This window comes from Pseudomonas brenneri, assembly GCF_007858285.1.
In the GTDB taxonomy this organism is placed as follows: domain Bacteria; phylum Pseudomonadota; class Gammaproteobacteria; order Pseudomonadales; family Pseudomonadaceae; genus Aquipseudomonas; species Aquipseudomonas brenneri.
Window position 1 is genome coordinate 408,757 of sequence record NZ_VFIL01000003.1, and the last position, 18,807, is coordinate 427,563.

Here is an 18,807-nt window from a genome sequence, read left to right on the forward strand (position 1 = left end):
GTCCATGCGACACGCAATTGTTCATAAGTGTTGGTCCTGTGCCGGGCTGATATTTCTGCTCACCTTCGGTCTGATGCCCACAGGAAATGCGGCGGACAACCTGAGTTTCAAGGGCAACCTGGTTGAGCAGGCCTGCACCATTCGCCCTGGCGACGAGGCAATCACGCTGGAGCTCTGGGACTTGACCAGCAAGCATCTCTACATCAACACCCGTTCGCGGGGGAAGGCTTTCCGCCTGCACCTGGACGACTGTAATACCACGATCGGCAACACGGTCACCATCACGTTTGGCGGTAGGGAAAACATGGCGCTTCCTGGATTGTTCGCGCTGGATGGCGGCAGTGGTGCCTCAGGTATTGGGATTGGCCTTGAGACGCCGAGCGACAAGCCATTGCCCCTGAATGTCGTCAGTGACGAGCAGGTGTTGAGCAATGGCAACAACGTGATTGAGCTCAAGGCCTATGTGCAGGGTGAGCCGAATGCCATCAGGGATCAAACCATAGGGCATGGCCCGTACACGGTGACCTCTACGTTTACGTTGGATTACCCGTAGCGATGAACCGTCATTCATAGGCTGAAAACAGCCTCGGACAAACCTCAAACCTCCGCCGGGTGGCTTTAACACACGAACCGCGTGTTCGATGGGCCGTGCCTGGGTGGAGGTGCAACGAGAGATCGAAATGAAACGACTATATGGGGCCTTTGTGCTTCTTGTCCTGACTGCTGTGACTACGACTGCGCAGGCTGTTGATTGTCGGGTCAATGGAGGGCCTTGGCAAAATGGCAATCCAAACCTGCAAGTCCCCGTTACGGTAACCCTGAGTGCAGACCGCACCAGGGTATTGCTGGAAGGGGCAAGGCTGGAATGTCGATTTACCTATAGCGGAGGCCCTGCTTGGCATGCGGACTATTGGGTAAGTGGGAGTGCAGCAGGTACCGCTTGGACTCCGGGACCAAAATTTGCCGGCGAAGGGACCGGTTTGCGAATCAACGGAAATTTCCTGAACACGCCGGTGCCGTCTGCTATTGGGATAGTTACCATACCCAATAATGGGATCTCTTACTTGATCAATGTCACCCCCTATATTCTTCTGCGTAACTACCCGTCCAATCCGTTCGATGTTCGAATAGGCGACAACTTAGGTCTGTTACGCCTTACTAGTTCGAACAATTACGACAGCACCCGACCACAACTCACCGTCACATACACCGCTGCCAACAACTTCACCATCTCCCCATCAACCTGCACTATCAACAATAACAATCCAATCGAAATCAACTTCGGCAACGTACACCAGCGAGCAATCGGCACTGACCCGCTGACATCGACCATCGTCAGCAACCGCAGACTCACTTACTCATGCCCGGATGGGGGGATTAACACACCGATTACCATTACCTACAAAGGCAATTCCTCGGCGTTCGACTCACGCTTACTGATGATGACTAACCCTGACGTGGGCACGGCACTAGTGCGTGCAGGCTCTGCGGTTCAAGTGAACGGTTCGTTCCTGACCCGCATTACCAACAGCGTAGGAGGCGACGATGTGACATTTTCTCTCGTTCGGCGAGCCGGATCCCTGCCGACTCCCGGAGCCATTAGCGGCAGCGGTGTCCTCGTGATGGGGGTGCCATAAGGCCGAGCCTTGCTAAAGGCTCGAAGCTCCGAGCCGGGCACGCCTGCCATGGGTGCCCGGTCAAAATCAGAGGGCCTTCAGTGCGTGGGAATGATCGATATCCAAAACGCACCGCATCCCCCTAGAATGCCTGCTCCTCCACCTCTGGTTTTTTTGGGGCGCTCATGCACATCTCCTCCGGCCGCTGGGTTTACGGTTTATCCCTGACCCTGCTGACCGCGCTGCTCTGGGGTATTTTGCCGATCAAGCTCAAACAGGTCCTGCAGGTGATGGACCCGATCACCGTGACCTGGTTTCGCCTGATGGTGTCCGGTACGTGCCTGTTTGTGTACCTGGCCGCCGTCAAACGCCTGCCCAGCCCGAAAGTCCTGGGCAAGCGCGGTGGCTGGCTGGTGGCAATGGCGGTGTGCGGCCTTGTGGGCAACTATGTGCTGTACCTGGTCGGGCTGAAGATGCTGAGTCCCGGTACGGCGCAACTGGTGGTGCAGATGGGGCCGATCTTCTTGATGATCGCCAGTGTGTTCCTGTTCAAGGAGCGTTTCAGCCTGGGGCAGGGTGTGGGCCTGCTGGTGCTGATCATCGGTTTTGCGCTGTTCTTCAACCAGCGCCTGGCAGAGCTGTTGACGTCCCTGGGCACCTACACCGCCGGGGTCCTGACCATTCTGCTGGCAACCACCATCTGGGTGTTCTATGCCCTGGGCCAGAAGCAATTGCTGACGGTGTGGAATTCATTGCAGGTGATGATGGTGATCTACCTGTGCTGCGCGTTCCTGCTGCTGCCCTGGGTACATCCCATGGAGGCGCTGCAATTGAGCCCATTGCAAGGCTGGCTGTTGCTGGCGTGCTGTTTCAATACGCTGATTGCTTATGGCGCGTTTGCCGAGGCGCTGGCCCATTGGGAAGCATCGCGGGTCAGTGCGACCCTGGCGATTACGCCGCTGGTGACGTTCGTGGCGGTGGCGATTGCAGCCTGGCTGTGGCCCGACTATGTACACGCCGAACAGATCAACGGCCTGGGGTATGGTGGTGCGGTACTGGTAGTGCTGGGGTCGGCATCGGTGGCGTTGGCGCCGTCCTTGATCGCGGGGCTCAAGGCCCGGCGCGCAAGGTTGATACAACCCTTGTAGGAGCCGGCTTGCCGGCGAAAAACCCGAGGGCAACGCGGGGCATCAGACACCCCGCGTTATCGTTGACGTTTTTCGTCGGCAAGCCGGCTCCTACAAGGAAGGTCAATGCCCCGCTTCGAGCATATTCTCCGGACGTACCCACTGGTCGAACTCGGCATCGGTGAGGTAGCCCAGGTCCAGCGCCGCTTCGCGCAGTGTCAGCCCCTCGGCATAGGCTTTCTTGGCAATCTCTGCTGACTTGTCATAGCCGATATGCGGGTTCAACGCCGTTACCAGCATCAGGCCCCGTTCCAGGTGCTCGGCCATTTGCTCGGCGTCGGGCTCAAGGCCGGCGATGCAATGTTCCTGGAAGTTGCGACAGCCGTCGGCGAGCAAGCGGATCGACTCCAGCAGGTTGTGGATAATCACCGGCTTGTACACGTTCAATTGCAAATGCCCTTGGCTGGCGGCAATGCCGATAGTCACGTCGTTGCCCAGGACCTGGCAGGCCAGCATCGACAGCGCCTCGCACTGGGTCGGGTTGACCTTGCCGGGCATGATCGAACTGCCCGGCTCGTTGGCCGGCAGGCGCACTTCAGCAAGCCCAGCGCGCGGGCCCGAGCCCAGCAGGCGCAGGTCGTTGGCGATTTTCATCAAGGCCACGGCCAGGGTTTTCAGGGCGCCGGACAGGGTGGTCAGCGGCTCATGGCCCGACAGCGCGGCGAATTTGTTCGGCGCGGTGACAAATGGCAATCCGGACAGCGCAGCGATTTCTGCGGCAATCGCCTCGCCAAAACCATGGGGCGAGTTCAGGCCGGTGCCCACCGCCGTACCGCCCTGTGCCAATTCGTAGACGGCGGGCAGGGCACTGCGAATGGCGCGCTCGGCGTAGTCCAGTTGCGCGATAAACGCCGAGACCTCCTGGCCGAAGGTAATCGGCGTGGCATCCATCATATGGGTGCGGCCGGTCTTGACCAGCTTCATATGGCGCGCCGACAACTCTGCCAGGCCACCGGACAGTTCACGCAGCGCCGGCAGCAACTGCTCGTGCACCGCCTGCACGGTGGCAATGCTCATGGCGGTGGGGAAGCAGTCGTTGGAGCTCTGGGAGCGGTTGACGTGATCGTTGGGGTGTACCGGGCTCTTGCCGCCACGGGGCTGGCCCGACAGCTCGTTGGCGCGACCGGCGATCACTTCGTTGGCGTTCATGTTGCTTTGGGTGCCGCTGCCGGTCTGCCAGACCACCAGCGGGAATTGGTCGTCGTGCTGGCCATCAAGTACTTCATCGGCGGCCTGTTCGATCAGCCGGGCGATATCGGCGGGCAGGTCGCCATTGCGGTCGTTGACCCGTGCCGCGGCTTTCTTGATCAAGGCCAGGGCGTGCAATACCGCCAGTGGCATGCGTTGCTCGCCGATGGCGAAGTTGACCAGCGAACGTTGGGTCTGTGCGCCCCAGTAAGCGTCATCCGGGACCTGTACTTCGCCCAGGCTGTCGGTTTCGATACGGCTCATCGCGGGGACCCTCCTTGTAGTCGGTTTGCGCAGTTTAGGCCCTGGGCGCGCGTTTGGGTTCCATAAAACCCATTTCATCGGCCAAACTCCCGCAAAACCAGGCCCTACAAGGCGTGGGGTTGAGTGCCAGCGTTTTTTAGGCGCAGAATGGTCGCCCTTGGGGTCTTACCTCGCCTGCTAGAAAAGGAAACTCGATGACTCGTCTTCGTGCCATCTGTACCGCGGTTGCTCTGGTATGTGCCAGCGGCCAGGTTCTTGCCGATACCGCCAGCCACAACGCCAGTGCCGAAGCCTTCCTGACCCTGGCCCACGCAGACAAGCTGGGCACCCCGGTGTACATGCAAGTGCAGCAAATGTTTGCCCAGCGTTTCGAGCAGACCAAGGCGCCTGCCGCCAAGCAAACCGTTCTGGACACCTACCAGGCCAAGGCCAACGCCGCCCTGGACCAGGCCATTGGCTGGAACAAGCTCAAGCCGGACATGGTCAAGCTGTACACCAGCAACTTCAGCGAGTCCGAACTCAAGGACCTGGTTGCCTTCTACAAGTCGCCACTGGGCAAGAAAGTCCTGGAGAAAATGCCGCAACTGACCCAGCAATCGGCCCAGTTGACCCAGGCCAAGCTGGAAAGCGCAGTGCCGGTGGTGAACAAACTGTTGGAAGACATGACCAACGAACTGGCTCCGGCGAAAAAAGCCGCCGCGCCTGCCAAGAAGTAAGTGGAGCCAGCAATGACCATGCAACAGCGCATCGAGACGGCGCTTGACGCCCTGAGCCCGGAACACCTGAGTGTGCTGGACGAAAGCCATATGCACAGCCGTGGATTGCAGACGCACTTCAAGGCCGTGCTGGTCAGCCAGCAGTTCGACGGGCTCAATCGCGTCAAGCGCCACCAGAAGGTCTACGCCACCCTGGGCGACCTGATGGGCGAGTTCCATGCGCTGGCGCTGCATACCTACACGCCTGAAGAATGGGCGAAAACCGACGCAGCCCCGGCCTCGCCGACCTGCGCTGGCGGACATTGATGGGTAACGGTCAACCTCTGTAGGAGCGAGCTTGGCTCCGGGCGGCGTTCCGACGAAAAACGCAAAGGCGCCGCGTTTACCCAGGGTGCCAGCGTCATCGTTAACGAGCTTCGCGAGCAAGCTCGCTCCTACAGTTCAGGGTTTATCCCTGATAGAATCCGCAACGCGCCGCTCAGTCGGCGCGTTTTTTTTGCATCCGGTTCACCCTTTGCGAGGGTAGCCACCTGGAGAGAACACCCATGACACAACCCATCGTCGTGGCGGCACTGTATAAGTTCGTCACCCTCGAAGATTACGTCACCCTGCGCGAGCCTCTGCTGCAAGCCATGGTCGACAACGGCATCAAGGGCACCTTGCTGATCGCCGAAGAAGGCATCAACGGCACCGTTTCCGGTAGCCGCGAAGGCATTGATGGCCTGATGACCTGGCTGAAGAACGACCCGCGCATGGTCGACATCGACCACAAAGAGTCGTACTGCGACGAGCAGCCGTTCTATCGCACCAAGGTCAAGCTCAAGAAAGAGATCGTGACCCTGGGCGTCGAAGGCGTCGACCCCAACAAAAAAGTCGGCACCTATGTTGATCCACAAGACTGGAACGCGTTGATCAGCGACCCAGAAGTGCTGTTGATCGACACCCGTAACGACTATGAAGTGTCGATCGGCACCTTCGAAGGCGCGATTGACCCGAAAACCACGAGTTTTCGCGAATTTCCCGACTACATCAAAGCCAACTTCGATCCAGCCAAGCACAAGAAAGTTGCCATGTTCTGTACCGGCGGCATTCGCTGTGAAAAAGCTTCGAGCTATATGCTCAGCGAAGGCTTCGACGAGGTGTATCACCTCAAGGGCGGCATCCTCAAGTACCTCGAAGAGGTACCGCAGGAAGAAACCAAATGGCAGGGCGACTGCTTTGTTTTCGATAATCGCGTGACCGTACGCCACGACTTGAGCGAAGGTGACTACGATCAATGTCATGCTTGCCGCACACCGATTAGCGTAGAGGATCGCGCATCCGAGCATTATGTGGCTGGCATCAGTTGCCCGCATTGCTGGGATAAGCTGTCCGAGAAGACCCGTCGCAGTGCGATCGACCGCCAGAAGCAGATCGAACTGGCCAAGGCCCGCAACATGCCGCACCCGATTGGTTACAACTACAAGCAATCATCCACCGAGGCTTGAACCATGTCTGCACGCCTGCTCTATGTAATGGACCCGATGTGTTCCTGGTGCTGGGGTTTTGCCCCGGTGGCCAAGGCCTTGGTCGAGCAGGCCCAGGCGGCGGGCGTGGAGCTGCACCTGGTGGTGGGCGGTTTGCGTACCGGCAGTGGCGCGGCGCTGGAGCCGGCCACCCGGCGCTATATCCTGGAGCACTGGCAGGCGGTGACTGAGGCCACTGGCCAGCCGTTTCGCCTGGAGGGCGCCTTGCCTGACGGTTTTGTGTATGACACGGAGCCGGCATGCCGCGCGATAGTCACAGCGCGCAGCCTGGCGCCGGATTGCGCCTGGACGTTGCTCGGGCTGATCCAGCAGGCGTTTTATGTCGAAGGTCGCGATGTGACCCGCGCCAGTGTGCTGGTGGAGCTGGCCGAGACTGCGGGCGTGCCGCGTATCGAATTTGCCGAGGCCTTTGACCGCGCTGAACAGCATGCCGCCACGGCCGCCGATTTCACCTGGGTGCAGGACCTGGGCATCGCTGGGTTCCCCACGTTGCTGGCCGAACGCAATGGTCAGTTGGCGTTGTTGACCAACGGCTACCAGCCGCTGTCCGAGCTGTCGCCTTTGCTCGGTCGCTGGCTGGAGCGAGCTGCCTGTGCATGACCCGTCTCATACCGGCGAGCCACGCGCACGCATCGATCGGCTGACCTGGGCAGAAATTCGCCGCCTGGCCCTGCGCCATAAAAAAGCCCTGTGGATTGCCAATGGGGTCGCGGTATTGGCGACCTTGTGCAGCGTACCAATTCCCTTGCTCCTGCCCCTGCTGGTGGATGAGGTACTGCTGGGCAATGGCGATGCCGCGTTGAAGGTGATGAACCACGCATTGCCTACGGCCTGGCAACAGGCTGCTGGCTATATCGGCCTGATGCTGCTGATCACCCTGATCCTGCGTTGCGCGGCGTTGGTATTCAACGTGGTCCAGGCGCGCTTGTTTGCAGGGCTGGCCAAGGACATTGTCTACCGGATCCGTGTGCGGCTGATCGAACGGCTCAAGCGCGTCTCCCTGGGCGAATACGAAAGCCTGGGCAGCGGCACCGTGACCACGCACCTGGTCACTGACCTGGACACTGTGGACAAGTTTGTCGGTGAAACCTTGAGTCGTTTCCTGGTGGCCATGCTGACCCTGGTTGGCACCTCCGGGATCCTGATGTGGATGCACTGGCAGCTGGCGCTGTTGATCCTGCTGTTCAACCCGCTGGTGATCTACGCCACGGTGCAGTTGGGCAAGCGGGTCAAGCACCTCAAGAAGCTGGAAAACGACAGCACCTCGCGGTTTACCCAGGCCCTGACGGAAACCCTCGATGCTATCCAGGAAGTACGCGCTGGCAATCGCCAGGGCTTTTTCCTCGGGCGCCTGGGGCAGCGCGCCCAGGAAGTGCGCGATTTTGCCATCAACTCCCAGTGGAAAAGCGATGCCTCCAGCAGGGCCAGTGGCTTGCTGTTCCAGTTTGGCATCGATATTTTTCGTGCGGCGGCGATGCTCACCGTGCTGTTTTCCGACCTGTCCATCGGTCAGATGCTCGCGGTGTTCAGCTACCTGTGGTTCATGATCGGTCCGGTGGAGCAACTGCTGAACCTGCAATACGCCTACTACGCCGCCGGTGGCGCGCTGACGCGGATCAACGAACTGCTGGCCCGTGCCGACGAACCGCAATATACCGGGGGCGAGGATCCGTTTACCGGGTGCGAAACCGTGGGCATCGAGGTGCGGGGCCTGGATTTCGGCTACGGCGAGGAGTTAGTGCTCAATCAGCTGAACCTGGCCATTGCGCCGGGCGAGAAGGTCGCGATTGTCGGCGCCAGCGGCGGCGGTAAAAGTACCTTGGTGCAACTGCTGCTGGGGCTCTACACCCCACAAGCGGGCACGATCCGTTTCGGTGGCGCGACTCAGCAGGCGATTGGCCTGGAAACCATCCGCGAGCATGTCGCGGTGGTGCTGCAACATCCCGCGCTGTTCAATGACACCGTGCGCGCCAACCTGACCATGGGCCGCGAACGCAGCGACCAGGCCTGTTGGCAGGCCCTTGAAATTGCCCAGTTGGATGCTACGGTCAAAGGGTTGCCTCAGGGCCTGGACAGCATTGTCGGGCGCTCGGGGGTACGTTTGTCCGGTGGCCAGCGCCAACGTCTGGCGATTGCCCGGATGGTGCTGGCCGAGCCAAAGGTGGTGATTCTCGACGAAGCCACCTCGGCCCTGGATGCGGCCACCGAGTACAACCTGCACCAGGCGCTGGCGCGGTTTCTCAGTGGGCGTACTACACTGATCATTGCTCACCGTTTGTCGGCGGTGAAGCAGGCTGATAGGGTGTTGGTGTTTGACGGTGGGCACATTGCCGAAGATGGCGACCACCAGCAACTGATTGCCGATGGCGGTTTGTACGCCAAGCTTTATGGACACTTGCAACAAGTTCGCTGAATCGATCCTGGCCCCTATCCTGGAGGGATCGCGTTTGGCCTCGGCTGTGCTGTCAGGAGCAGTTTTTACTCGCCTGTGCTGATGCAAGGGACCTCATGAAGCAGAAGCGAACTCTCGGAACACCCCGGTTACTGGGTATTGTCTGGCCCTTTATTGCTGTCGTGCTGTTCCAGGCATTGCTGGGGTGCGTCAGTCTTTACATGCTGTCGGCCGTGCGCGGCTATGTGGCGGGCGAGAGCCTGTGGTCCAAGGGCCAGAAAGACGCCATCTACTACCTGACCCTGTACGCCGACAACCGTGACCAGGCGACTTTTCTCAAATACCAGAACGCCATTGCCGTGCCACAGGGCGGGCATGAGTTGCGTGTGGCCCTGGATCGCCCCAGCCCTGACCTGACGGCCGCGCGCCTGGGCATTCTCAAGGGTGGCAATCATCCTGATGACGTATCGAGCGTGATCTGGCTGTACCTCAACTTTCGCCATTTCAGCTATCTGGAGAAGGCCATCGAGTTGTGGACCGTGGGCGATGGTTACCTGGTGCAACTCGATGACCTGGCGCAGGAGATGCACCGGGCAATCCTGGCCAACCAGGTCAGCAGCAGCGAGATCCGTGCCTGGAAAGAGCGCATTATCGCGATCAACGATGGCGTGACGCCGGCGGCCAAGGCCTTCAGTGATGCGTTGGGCGAAGGCTCCAGGATGATTCTGCGCCTGTTGCTGATCACCAACCTGGCCACCGCCCTGGGCCTGATTGCCTTGGCGTTGTTGCGCACGCGCAAACTATTGGCCCAGCGTCATGCGTTTGCCGATGCCTTGCAACTGGAGAAGGAGCGGGCACAGATCACCCTGGAGTCCATCGGCGACGGAGTGATCACCACCGATGTCGATGGCGCGATTGCCTATATGAACCCGGCGGCGGAATTCCTGACCCACTGGAATGCTGCCCAGGCCCAGGGCCTGCCTTTGGCCGCGTTGTTCAACCTGCTGGATGAAAACGCCCAGGCCGATGGGTTTACCCTGATCGATCACATCCTGGGTGGCCAGCTCAGCGGTGGCAGCGAGCATTCCAAGCTGATCCAGCGCCTGGATGGCAGCACCGTCTCCGTGACCCTGGTCGGTGCGCCGATCCGCAGTGCCGGTAAAGTCAGCGGTGCAGTGCTGGTGTTGCACGACATGACCCAGGAGCGCCAGTACATTGCCAATCTGTCCTGGCAGGCGACCCATGACGCCTTGACCGGGCTTGCCAACCGACGCGAGTTCGAATACCGCCTGGAGCAAGCGCTGCATGGCGTCGGGCGCCAGCAATCGGGGCACCACGCCTTGATGTTTCTCGACCTGGACCAGTTCAAGCTGGTCAATGACACCTGTGGCCACGCGGCGGGCGATGAGTTGCTGCGCCATATCTGCGCCCTGCTGCAATCGGACCTGCGCGAAGGCGATACCCTGGCCCGCCTGGGGGGCGACGAGTTCGGCATTCTGCTGGAGAACTGCCCGGCGTCGGTGGCCGAAAAGATCGCCGAAAGCCTGCGTCACACCGTGCAAAACCTGCACTTCGTCTGGAAAGGGCGGCCATTTGTCACCACGGTCAGTATCGGTCTGGTGAATATCTCGCACACCCCGACCACCCTGGAAACCTCATTGCGGGCCGCGGATATGGCCTGCTACATGGCCAAGGAGAAAGGCCGCAACCGGGTGCAGGTCTATCACGCTGATGACACCGAGTTGTCCTTGCGCTTTGGCGAGATGGCCTGGATCCAGCGCTTGCACATGGCCCTGGAAGAGGACCGTTTTTGCCTATATGCCCAGGAAATTGCACCCTTGGGCCACACCGTGGCGGGTGCCGGGCATATCGAGATCCTGCTGCGCCTGCACGATGAAGCGGGGCGGATCATCTTGCCCGACAGCTTTATCCCAGCCGCTGAACGTTACGGGTTGATGACCTCGTTGGACCGCTGGGTGGTAGAAAACGTGTTCAAGCTCATTGCCCGTTGCATGATCGAACGCCCGGGCAGGCCGATGGCGATGTGTGCGATCAACCTGTCGGGCATTACCATCGGCGATGACGACTTCCTGCGCTTCCTGCGGGAGAAGTTCGCCGCCTATGACATTCCTCCGGGCATGATCTGTTTTGAAATCACCGAAACCAGTGCCATCTCGAATTTGGGTAGCGCCATTCGTTTTATCAACGAACTCAAAGCGTTAGGTTGTTGCTTCTCGCTGGATGACTTTTGCGCCGGAATGTCCTCATTCGCCTACCTCAAACATTTACCTGTAGACTTCCTGAAGATCGATGGAAGTTTCGTAAAGGATATGCTGGACGACCCGATTAACCGCGCCATGGTCGAAGTGATCAATCACATCGGCCATGTCATGGGTAAACGTACGATTGCCGAGTTTGTCGAGACACCGCACATCGAGCAGGCATTGCTTGAGATTGGCGTGGACTACGCTCAGGGCTACCTGATTGAACGCCCGCAATTGTTTACCTTTGATAGTTTGCAGTGTCGACCTGCGCGCCCGCAGCCCCTGTTATTCAGGGCGCCCGGCACGTTCCGCTGAAGCATCTGCCGGTCTGTACACATCACACATCAAAAGGAGCCCGACAGTGATCGACACATTCAGCAGAACCGGCCCGCTTATGGAGGCCTCAAGCTACCCCACCTGGGCTCAGCAATTGATCCAGGACTGTAGCGAGAGCAAGCGCCGGGTTGTCGAACACGAACTGTACCAGCGCATGCGCGATAACAAGCTCAGTGCCAAAACCATGCGCCACTACCTGATTGGTGGATGGCCGGTGGTTGAACAGTTTGCGTTGTACATGGCACAAAACCTGACCAAGACCAAGTTTGCCCGTCATCCTGGCGAGGATATGGCGCGGCGTTGGCTGATGCGCAATATCCGCGTGGAACTGAACCATGCCGATTATTGGATGCACTGGGCACGCGCCCATGGCGTTGGCCTGGAGGAGTTGCAGGCGCAGAACGTACCGCCAGAGTTGCATGCACTGAGCCATTGGTGCTGGCACACCAGTTCGGCAGATTCGTTGATCGTGGCCATTGCCGCTACCAACTACGCCATTGAGGGGGCCACTGGGGAGTGGTCTGCGCTGGTGTGTTCGACGGGCGTCTATGCCGCAGCTTTCCCCGAGGAAGATCGCAAGCGCGCCATGAAGTGGCTGAAGATGCATGCCCAGTATGACGACGCCCATCCATGGGAAGCGTTGGAGATCATCTGCACCCTGGCCGGGATGAACCCGAGCAAGGCGCTGCAAGTGGAACTGCGCCAGGCCGTGTGCAAGAGCTACGACTACATGTATCTGTTTCTGGAGCGCTGCATGCAGTTGGAGAAAACCCCGGTGACCCGCGAGCGCCAGGTGCTGGCGGCCAGCGAAGCCTGACCCAGGCATGGCGGGGTAGCGTTTACCCCGCCATTGCCAGGCGGTTGCGGCCTTCGCGCTTGGCCACATACAAGGCATTGTCGGCCCGGCGCAGCAGGCTTTCGGCTGACTCTCCGGTCAACAGGGTCGAGCAACCCAGGCTCACCGTCAATTCGATACGCGTGGTGTCCGCCCAATAGTCCTGGGCCTGCGCTGCCTGGCGCAGACGTTCGCCCACCATGGCTGCGGCATCCCGGCCGGTGTTGGAAAGCAGGATCAGAAACTCTTCCCCGCCAAACCGAAACACCATGTCCACATTGCGCAATTGGCTCTTGATCGAGGCGGCGACGGCCTTGAGCACCTTGTCGCCCGTGGCATGGCCGTGGCTGTCGTTGATACGCTTGAAGTGATCGATGTCGAGCATCAGCAAGGACAGCGGATGCAGGTGCCGCTTGGCCATCTCGATTTCTCGGCCCAGGGTCTGGTCCATGGCGATGCGGTTGCCGGTCTCGGTCAGTGGGTCACGCAGGGCGCTGCGGGTCGCGGCGCGATACAGCAAGGCGTTGCGCATGGGATAGAGCAAACTGGCCAGCAGCGACTCCAGATTGCCCTGTTCCTCTTCGCTGAAACGCTGGTTGCGGCGAAATACCAGTTCGCCCAGGTGCTCACCCTGATGGCTGAGGCTATAACTCACTGAATGATGGCCGCGCTGGCCATATTCCAGGCGCAGGTCGCTGGTTTCATGACTGTATTGCAGGGCATCCAGGGGCACCAGGCGCTGCACTTCGCGAAAGAACAGGCCAAGGATCCGCTCGGGTTCCAGGCTGGTCTGCAATTGCAGGTTCAACTGCTGACGCAACTGCGCGAGGCTGATGGGGCGCCGTGCAATCAGGGAAGGCTGGCCAAAGCCCAGGCGCTGCAATTTGGCACTGTCGAAGTCAATTGCGTTGGTCTGGGTCGGTGTTTTCATAAGCAGGTAGGCCTCTAAGCACTTAATGCTGTCTTACAGGCTCGGTGGGAGCGGCGTTTTACTGTTCCTTCAGTTCCGTAAAACATAGGTAACAGTCTAGTCCGCTTTACCGGGGGTTATAACCCCTGATCCCATGCCACACGTCTTGACGTCGCGCCGCCTGCTTAAACAAACTTGAGCGAAAAGCGTGCCATTTCGTGCAATGTTTTTTATTGCTTGTAAAACAATGGGATAGGATTTTATTGCGTATGCACAGTGCTGGAAATTTGGCGCCGGCCCCTTGTGGGGGCGGGCTTGCTCGCGAAGGCTGTGTATCAGTCAATAAATTTGGTACTGACATACCGCCTTCGCGAGCAAGCCCGCTTCCACAGGAAACCAGTGCTAGCCGTAGGGTTATTGCGCGTCAAACGCCTGCCCATTGATCCCTGAGCTGTCCGGGCCCATCAGGTACAGATAGACCGGCATGATCTCTTCCGGCAGCGGGTTGTTGGCCGGGTTTTCTCCAGGGTAAGCCTGGGCGCGCATGCTGGTGCGGGTGGCGCCGGGGTTGATGCTGTTGGCGCGCACTGCGGCGACGGTGTCGAGTTCGTCGGCCAGGGTCTGCATCAGGCCTTCGGTGGCGAATTTCGACACGCCATAGGCGCCCCAATAGGCGCGACCCTTGCGTCCGACGCTGCTGGAGGTGAACACCACCGAAGCGTCCTGGGACAGCTTGAGCAACGGCAGCAAGGTCGCGGTTAGCATAAACATGGCATTGACGTTGATATGCATGACGCGCATGAAGTTTTCGCCCGACAGCTGTTCGATCGGGGTGCGTGGGCCAATGATCGAGGCGTTGTGCAGTAGGCCGTCGAGATGGCCGAACTCTTTTTCGATCATTGCCGCCAGCTCATCGTATTGATGAGGCAGGGCCGTTTCCAGGTTGAACGGAATCACCACCGGCTGCGGGTGGCCGGCGGCTTCGATTTCATCGTAGACCTGGGCCAGGTTGGCTTCGGTCTTGCCCAGCAACAGCACGGTGGCACCGTGGGCGGCATAGGTCTTGGCCGCCGCTGCACCAATCCCGCGACCGGCGCCGGTGACCAGGATGACCCGGTCCTTGAGCAATTCTGGGCGTGCGGAGTAATCAAACATAATCGACCTCAACAAAATTCAGTGGGGCAGCACATATCTGAATGTGGGAGCTTCATTTAACCTGTCAGCAACTGCAGAGTGCGCTATCGAGCACCTTGCGCAGCTCCAGCGGGTGATCGACCACGACGTCGGCGCCCCAGTTACGGGCATTGTCGTCGGGGTGGATGTAGCCGTAGGTGACGGCAGCGGTGCGGGTGCCGGCGTCGCGGCCCGACTCGATATCGCGCAGGTCATCGCCGACGAACAGCACGCTGGCCGGGTCCAGGTCGAGCATCTTGCAGGCCAGGATCAGTGGCTCCGGATCGGGCTTGCTGTTCTTCACGTGGTCCGGGCAAATCAACAGGGCCGAGCGCTCGGCCAGGCCCAGTTGCTGCATGATCGGTTCGGCGAAGCGCAGTGGCTTGTTGGTGACCACGCCCCAGATCAGCTTGGACCGCTCGATGTCTTCCAGCAGTTCGGCCATGCCATCAAACAACTTGCTGTGGATCGCGCAGCCCTTGAGGTAGCGTTCGAGGAACTCCAGGCGCAACGCTTCAAAGCCTGGGGACTCGGGGTCCATGGAGAATGTCACGGCAACCATGGCCCGGGCGCCGCCGGAGATTTCATCACGGATATGCTGGTCGTTGATCGGCGCAAGCCCGCGCTCGGCGCGCATGGCCTGGCAGATGGCGATAAAGTCCGGCGCGGTATCGAGCAGCGTACCGTCCATGTCGAAAAGAACCGCTTTCAACTTCACAGGCTTATTCCTCTCGCAGGGTCTGGATCATGTAGTTGACGTCCACGTCGCTGGCCAGCTTGTAGTGCTTGGTCAGTGGGTTGTAGGTCAGGCCGATGATGTCCTTGACTGTCAGCCCGGCCTGGCGGCTCCAGGCGCCCAGTTCGGAAGGACGGATGAATTTCTTGAAGTCATGGGTGCCGCGCGGCAGCAGCTTCATGATGTATTCGGCGCCGATGATCGCGAACAGGTAGGCCTTGGGGTTGCGGTTGATGGTGGAGAAGAACACCTGGCCGCCCGGCTTGACCATACGGAAACACGCGCGGATCACTGATGAGGGGTCTGGAACGTGCTCCAGCATCTCAAGGCAAGTCACCACGTCGAACTGCTCGGGCAACTCTTCGGCCAGGTCTTCGGCAGTGATCTGCCGGTATTCCACACTCACGCCCGACTCCAACTGATGCAGTTGGGCCACGGCCAGCGGCGCTTCGCCCATGTCGATGCCCATGACCGTGGCGCCACGCTGGGCCATGGCTTCGCTGAGAATGCCGCCACCGCAGCCTACGTCGAGGACTTTCTTGCCGGCCAGGTTGACGCGCTCGTCGATCCAGTTGACCCGCAACGGGTTGATGTCGTGCAGGGGCTTGAACTCGCTCTCGCGGTCCCACCAGCGATGGGCCAGGGCTTCGAATTTGGCGATTTCGGCGTGGTCGACGTTACTCATGGGTAGTCCTCTAAATCCGATAAAACGGTTTGCCGGGCCTGGAATGCTGATCCAGGGCCGGCGTTATTCGTGGTGTCCGCTGATGCGCCGGCCCCAGGCAGCGGCTGTGGCGCTCAACTGCTGTTCATCCATACGTGTCAGTTGCCGGTCGTCGAGCAGTTGCTTGCCGCCGACCCAAAGGTGTTTCACACAATCGCGTCCGGTGGCATATATAAGCTGCGAGACCGGATCGTAGATCGGTTGCTGGGCCAGTCCCGACAGGTCGAAGGCCACGATATCCGCGGCCTTGCCTACTTCCAGCGAGCCGATTTCAGCTTCCAGGCCCATCGCTCGCGCACCGTTGAGGGTGGCCATGCGCAACGCACGATGGGCATCCAGGGCGCTGGCCGAGCCGGCGACGGCTTTGGCCAGTAGCGCAGCGGTGCGGGTTTCGCCCAGCAGATCCAGGTCATTGTTGCTTGCCGCGCCGTCGGTGCCTACTGCCACATTGACGCCGGCCTGCCACAGGCGTTCCACCGGGCAGAAGCCGCTGGCCAGTTTCAGGTTGGATTCCGGGCAGTGGATTACGCTGCTGTTGCTTTCTACCAGCAATGCCAGGTCGTCTTCGCTGATTTGGGTCATATGAACGGCCTGCAGGCGCGGGCCGAGCAACCCCAGGCGGGCGAGGCGGGCCAGGGGGCGTTCGCCGTACTGCTCAACGGACTGCTGCACTTCAAAGGCGGTTTCGTGGATGTGCATATGAATGGCTGCGTCCAACTCCTCGGCGATCACCCGGACTTTTTCCAGGTTGGCATCGCTGACGGTATAGGGCGCGTGGGGGCCAAAGGCGATTTTGATCCGTGGGTGGTGCTTGAGGTCGCCAAACAGTTCGATGCCCTGGCGCAGGGCCTCGTCGGCGGTGGCAGCGCCAGGGATCGCAAAGTCGAGGATCGGAATCGCGATCTGCGCGCGGATACCACTGTTGTGCACGCGTTCGCTGGCGATCTTGGGGAAGAAGTACATGTCCGAGAAGCAGCTAATGCCGCCCTTGATCTGTTCGGCGATCGCCAGGTCCGTGCCGTCGCGCACGAAGGCTTCATCGACCCACTTGGCTTCGGCGGGCCAGATGTGTTTTTCCAGCCAGGTCATCAGCGGCAGGTCATCCGCCAGGCCGCGAAACAGGCTCATCGCCGCGTGGCCATGGGCATTGACCAGGCCCGGGCTGAGCAGTATGCCCGGCAACTCGCGCACTTCGTGGGCCGCCAGCTTCAGGGCCTGCGTACGCGGCCCGATATACGCAATGCGACCGTCGCGGATACCCAGGCCATGCTCCTTGAGCACCACGCCGGCAGGCTCGACCGGTACCAGCCAGGTTGGCAGTAGCAAGAGGTCGAGCGGGGCAACGGGTGGTGTCATGGCGAGCAGCGTCCGGGGCGGTGATATAAAGAGGGGCGAAGTATACCCGAGCGTCCTGGCTGGCGGATCGCTATAATCGGCGGCTTTTGTTCACGAGTGCGGGGTTAGGGATGCGCGATCGACTGTTGGCAGCGGAGAAGGTGAAGGCCATCGATTGGCGTGATGGCGCACTGCACCTGCTCGATCAGCGTGCGTTGCCGTTTCGGGAAAGCTGGGTCGTGTGCTCGACTGTCGAAGAGGTGGCCGCAGCCATTCGCTCGATGGTGGTGCGTGGCGCTCCGGCCATCGGCATCAGCGCTGCCTACGGGCTGGTGCTGGCCGCGCGCGGGCGGATCGCCGAGGGTGGTGACTGGCAGGCCTCGTGGGAAGAGGACTACGCGCTACTGGCGAACTCCCGTCCTACTGCTTCAAACCTGTTCTGGGCCCTCAAGCGTATGCGCGATCGCCTGGACCGCCTCCGGAAGCACGCCGACCCGCTGGCGGTGCTGGAGGCCGAAGCTGTCGCAATTCATGAAAGCGACCGCGAAGCCAACCTGACGATGGCGCAATTGGGCGTCGAGTTGATCCGCAAGCACCAGGGCAACGCCCAGGCCATCCTGACCCATGGCAATGCGGGGGCCTTGGCCAGCGGCGGTGTGGGCACGGCTCTCGGGGTGATCCGTGCGGCTTTCCTGGAAGGTATGGTCGAGCAGGTCTACGCCAACGAAACCCGCCCGTGGCTGCACGGATCGCGGTTGACCGCCTGGGAGCTGGCGGGCGAGGGCATTCCGGTCACGGTGAACGCCGACTCGGCGGGCGCGCATATTCTCAAAACCAAGGGCGTGACCTGGGTGATCGTTGGTGCCGACTGCATCGCCGCTAATGGTGATGTCATCAGCAAGATCGGCACTTATCAGTTGGCGGTGTGCGCCATGCACCATGGCGTGCGCTTTATGGTGGTGGCGGCGAGTTCGACCCTGGACCTGATGATGGCTACTGGCGATGACGTCGCCCTGGAAGAGCGCGATGCCGGCGAGTTGCTGGAGGTTGCCGGGCAGCGCTTTGCTGCCGATGTCAATGCCTTCAACCCCGTGTTTGACGTGACCCCTGCTGACTTGATCGACGTGATCGTGACGGAAAAAGGCATCGTCGAGCGGCCTGATAGCGCAAAGATGGCCAAGTTGATGTGCCGTAAGCGCCTGCACTAAGGGCGTTGGTGTCTGGCAGATTGCAAGCGCGAGCAAGCCCGCTCCCACCCTTGATCTGTGAATACAGTCAAAATGTGGGGGCGGGCTGGCTCGCGATTGGCCCGAAAAGCCAACAAAACCCTCGGATTCATACGCAAATCCGAGCCTTGATCCAGCTCTGAGCCCCTCTCGTCGTCCTCAAGCCTGTCATCCGTCAACTTACTACGCTCCATGCGCATCTGGGGGATAGGTGCGTGGCGGCGATTGTGATACCATTCGGCGGTTTCCAAGGTCACCCCGAGGGGCGGCCTTTAATGCGCAGATCCGTGTCATAACTCGTTGATTTGTCGTAAGTCGTTGCCAGGCATCATGTCGGCGGCGGCGAGCTTCGTTTGTCCCGTATGGATGTGACGAAGTT

17 protein-coding genes are annotated in these 18,807 nt (G+C 60.2%); 11 read left to right on the plus strand and 6 right to left on the minus strand.

Annotated elements, in window-relative coordinates; all coding sequences use genetic code 11:
- The first annotated feature begins 4 nt into the window (after positions 1-4).
- From FJD34_RS08495 to FJD34_RS08505, 3 genes are all read left to right on the plus strand, one after another.
- A complete protein-coding gene (locus FJD34_RS08495; protein ID WP_032863183.1) occupies positions 5-553 on the plus strand; it encodes a fimbrial protein in 549 nt (182 codons plus the stop codon).
- Positions 554-680: 127 nt separating this feature from the next.
- Positions 681-1,637, plus strand: a complete 957-nt coding sequence (locus FJD34_RS08500; RefSeq protein ID WP_082445677.1) for a fimbrial protein — start codon at positions 681-683, stop codon at positions 1,635-1,637.
- 164 nt (positions 1,638-1,801) lie between these two features.
- Positions 1,802-2,764, plus strand: coding sequence for a DMT family transporter (locus FJD34_RS08505; RefSeq protein WP_032863181.1), 963 nt, complete (start codon positions 1,802-1,804; stop codon positions 2,762-2,764).
- Positions 2,765-2,866: 102 nt separating this feature from the next.
- Here the strand turns inward: FJD34_RS08505 and FJD34_RS08515 are convergent, their stop codons facing one another.
- Positions 2,867-4,255, minus strand: coding sequence for a class II fumarate hydratase (locus FJD34_RS08515; RefSeq protein WP_065942629.1), 1,389 nt, complete (start codon positions 4,253-4,255; stop codon positions 2,867-2,869).
- 194 nt (positions 4,256-4,449) lie between these two features.
- Here FJD34_RS08515 and FJD34_RS08520 point away from each other — a divergent pair, with 194 nt between their 5' ends.
- From FJD34_RS08520 to FJD34_RS08555, 7 genes are all read left to right on the plus strand, one after another.
- Positions 4,450-4,971, plus strand: coding sequence for a DUF2059 domain-containing protein (locus tag FJD34_RS08520; RefSeq protein WP_029298732.1), 522 nt, complete (start codon positions 4,450-4,452; stop codon positions 4,969-4,971).
- 12 nt (positions 4,972-4,983) lie between these two features.
- Positions 4,984-5,277 (plus strand): BolA family protein, encoded by a 294-nt coding sequence (locus tag FJD34_RS08525; RefSeq protein ID WP_032863177.1) that lies wholly within the window; start codon positions 4,984-4,986, stop codon positions 5,275-5,277.
- A 239-nt stretch (positions 5,278-5,516) separates the two neighbouring features.
- Positions 5,517-6,458 carry an oxygen-dependent tRNA uridine(34) hydroxylase TrhO gene (trhO, locus tag FJD34_RS08535; protein WP_032863175.1) on the plus strand — a complete coding sequence of 314 codons (942 nt, stop codon included), beginning with the start codon at positions 5,517-5,519 and terminating at the stop codon, positions 6,456-6,458.
- Between the two features lie 36 nt (positions 6,459-6,494).
- Positions 6,495-7,097 (plus strand): DsbA family protein, encoded by a 603-nt coding sequence (locus FJD34_RS08540; RefSeq protein ID WP_174553309.1) that lies wholly within the window; start codon positions 6,495-6,497, stop codon positions 7,095-7,097.
- Positions 7,090-8,910 (plus strand): ABC transporter ATP-binding protein, encoded by a 1,821-nt coding sequence (locus FJD34_RS08545; RefSeq protein ID WP_090291609.1) that lies wholly within the window; start codon positions 7,090-7,092, stop codon positions 8,908-8,910. The genes FJD34_RS08540 and FJD34_RS08545 overlap by 8 nt, the downstream gene beginning before the upstream one ends.
- Positions 8,911-9,005: 95 nt before the next feature.
- Positions 9,006-11,468, plus strand: coding sequence for an EAL domain-containing protein (locus FJD34_RS08550; protein WP_032863172.1), 2,463 nt, complete (start codon positions 9,006-9,008; stop codon positions 11,466-11,468).
- Positions 11,469-11,547: 79 nt separating this feature from the next.
- Positions 11,548-12,306 (plus strand): TenA family transcriptional regulator, encoded by a 759-nt coding sequence (locus tag FJD34_RS08555; RefSeq protein WP_229752182.1) that lies wholly within the window; start codon positions 11,548-11,550, stop codon positions 12,304-12,306.
- A 22-nt stretch (positions 12,307-12,328) separates the two neighbouring features.
- Here the strand turns inward: FJD34_RS08555 and FJD34_RS08560 are convergent, their stop codons facing one another.
- From FJD34_RS08560 to FJD34_RS08580, 5 genes are all read right to left on the minus strand, one after another.
- Entirely contained in the window at positions 12,329-13,255 is a 927-nt protein-coding gene (locus FJD34_RS08560; protein WP_090291607.1) for a GGDEF domain-containing protein, read from the minus strand.
- Positions 13,256-13,648: 393 nt separating this feature from the next.
- Positions 13,649-14,389 carry a YciK family oxidoreductase gene (locus tag FJD34_RS08565; RefSeq protein WP_032863166.1) on the minus strand — a complete coding sequence of 247 codons (741 nt, stop codon included), beginning with the start codon at positions 14,387-14,389 and terminating at the stop codon, positions 13,649-13,651.
- Between the two features lie 64 nt (positions 14,390-14,453).
- Complete coding sequence (gene mupP, locus FJD34_RS08570; protein WP_032863164.1) at positions 14,454-15,125, minus strand: N-acetylmuramic acid 6-phosphate phosphatase MupP; 672 nt, start codon at positions 15,123-15,125, stop codon at positions 14,454-14,456.
- Positions 15,126-15,129: 4 nt separating this feature from the next.
- A complete protein-coding gene (gene ubiG, locus FJD34_RS08575; RefSeq protein WP_032863162.1) occupies positions 15,130-15,828 on the minus strand; it encodes a bifunctional 2-polyprenyl-6-hydroxyphenol methylase/3-demethylubiquinol 3-O-methyltransferase UbiG in 699 nt (232 codons plus the stop codon).
- 63 nt (positions 15,829-15,891) lie between these two features.
- Positions 15,892-17,223: a TRZ/ATZ family hydrolase gene (locus FJD34_RS08580; protein WP_065942628.1), complete on the minus strand. Its 1,332-nt coding sequence runs from the start codon at positions 17,221-17,223 to the stop codon at positions 15,892-15,894.
- Between the two features lie 110 nt (positions 17,224-17,333).
- Here FJD34_RS08580 and mtnA point away from each other — a divergent pair, with 110 nt between their 5' ends.
- Positions 17,334-18,410, plus strand: coding sequence for an S-methyl-5-thioribose-1-phosphate isomerase (gene mtnA, locus FJD34_RS08585; protein ID WP_090291605.1), 1,077 nt, complete (start codon positions 17,334-17,336; stop codon positions 18,408-18,410).
- Positions 18,411-18,807: the final 397 nt, after the last annotated feature.

Bases quoted from the DNA above. Each gene is read 5' to 3' on its own strand.
- ubiG (WP_032863162.1), bottom strand. From the start codon at position 15,828: ATGAGTAACGTCGACCACGCCGAAATCGCCAAATTCGAAGCCCTGGCC.
- FJD34_RS08525 (WP_032863177.1), top strand. From the start codon at position 4,984: ATGACCATGCAACAGCGCATCGAGACGGCGCTTGACGCCCTGAGCCCG.
- mtnA (WP_090291605.1), top strand. From the start codon at position 17,334: ATGCGCGATCGACTGTTGGCAGCGGAGAAGGTGAAGGCCATCGATTGG.
- FJD34_RS08505 (WP_032863181.1), top strand. From the start codon at position 1,802: ATGCACATCTCCTCCGGCCGCTGGGTTTACGGTTTATCCCTGACCCTG.
- FJD34_RS08555 (WP_229752182.1), top strand. From the start codon at position 11,548: ATGGAGGCCTCAAGCTACCCCACCTGGGCTCAGCAATTGATCCAGGAC.
- FJD34_RS08515 (WP_065942629.1), bottom strand. From the start codon at position 4,255: ATGAGCCGTATCGAAACCGACAGCCTGGGCGAAGTACAGGTCCCGGAT.
- FJD34_RS08500 (WP_082445677.1), top strand. From the start codon at position 681: ATGAAACGACTATATGGGGCCTTTGTGCTTCTTGTCCTGACTGCTGTG.
- FJD34_RS08540 (WP_174553309.1), top strand. From the start codon at position 6,495: ATGTGTTCCTGGTGCTGGGGTTTTGCCCCGGTGGCCAAGGCCTTGGTC.
- FJD34_RS08580 (WP_065942628.1), bottom strand. From the start codon at position 17,223: ATGACACCACCCGTTGCCCCGCTCGACCTCTTGCTACTGCCAACCTGG.
- FJD34_RS08550 (WP_032863172.1), top strand. From the start codon at position 9,006: ATGAAGCAGAAGCGAACTCTCGGAACACCCCGGTTACTGGGTATTGTC.
- trhO (WP_032863175.1), top strand. From the start codon at position 5,517: ATGACACAACCCATCGTCGTGGCGGCACTGTATAAGTTCGTCACCCTC.
- FJD34_RS08560 (WP_090291607.1), bottom strand. From the start codon at position 13,255: ATGAAAACACCGACCCAGACCAACGCAATTGACTTCGACAGTGCCAAA.
- FJD34_RS08495 (WP_032863183.1), top strand. From the start codon at position 5: ATGCGACACGCAATTGTTCATAAGTGTTGGTCCTGTGCCGGGCTGATA.
- FJD34_RS08520 (WP_029298732.1), top strand. From the start codon at position 4,450: ATGACTCGTCTTCGTGCCATCTGTACCGCGGTTGCTCTGGTATGTGCC.
- FJD34_RS08565 (WP_032863166.1), bottom strand. From the start codon at position 14,389: ATGTTTGATTACTCCGCACGCCCAGAATTGCTCAAGGACCGGGTCATC.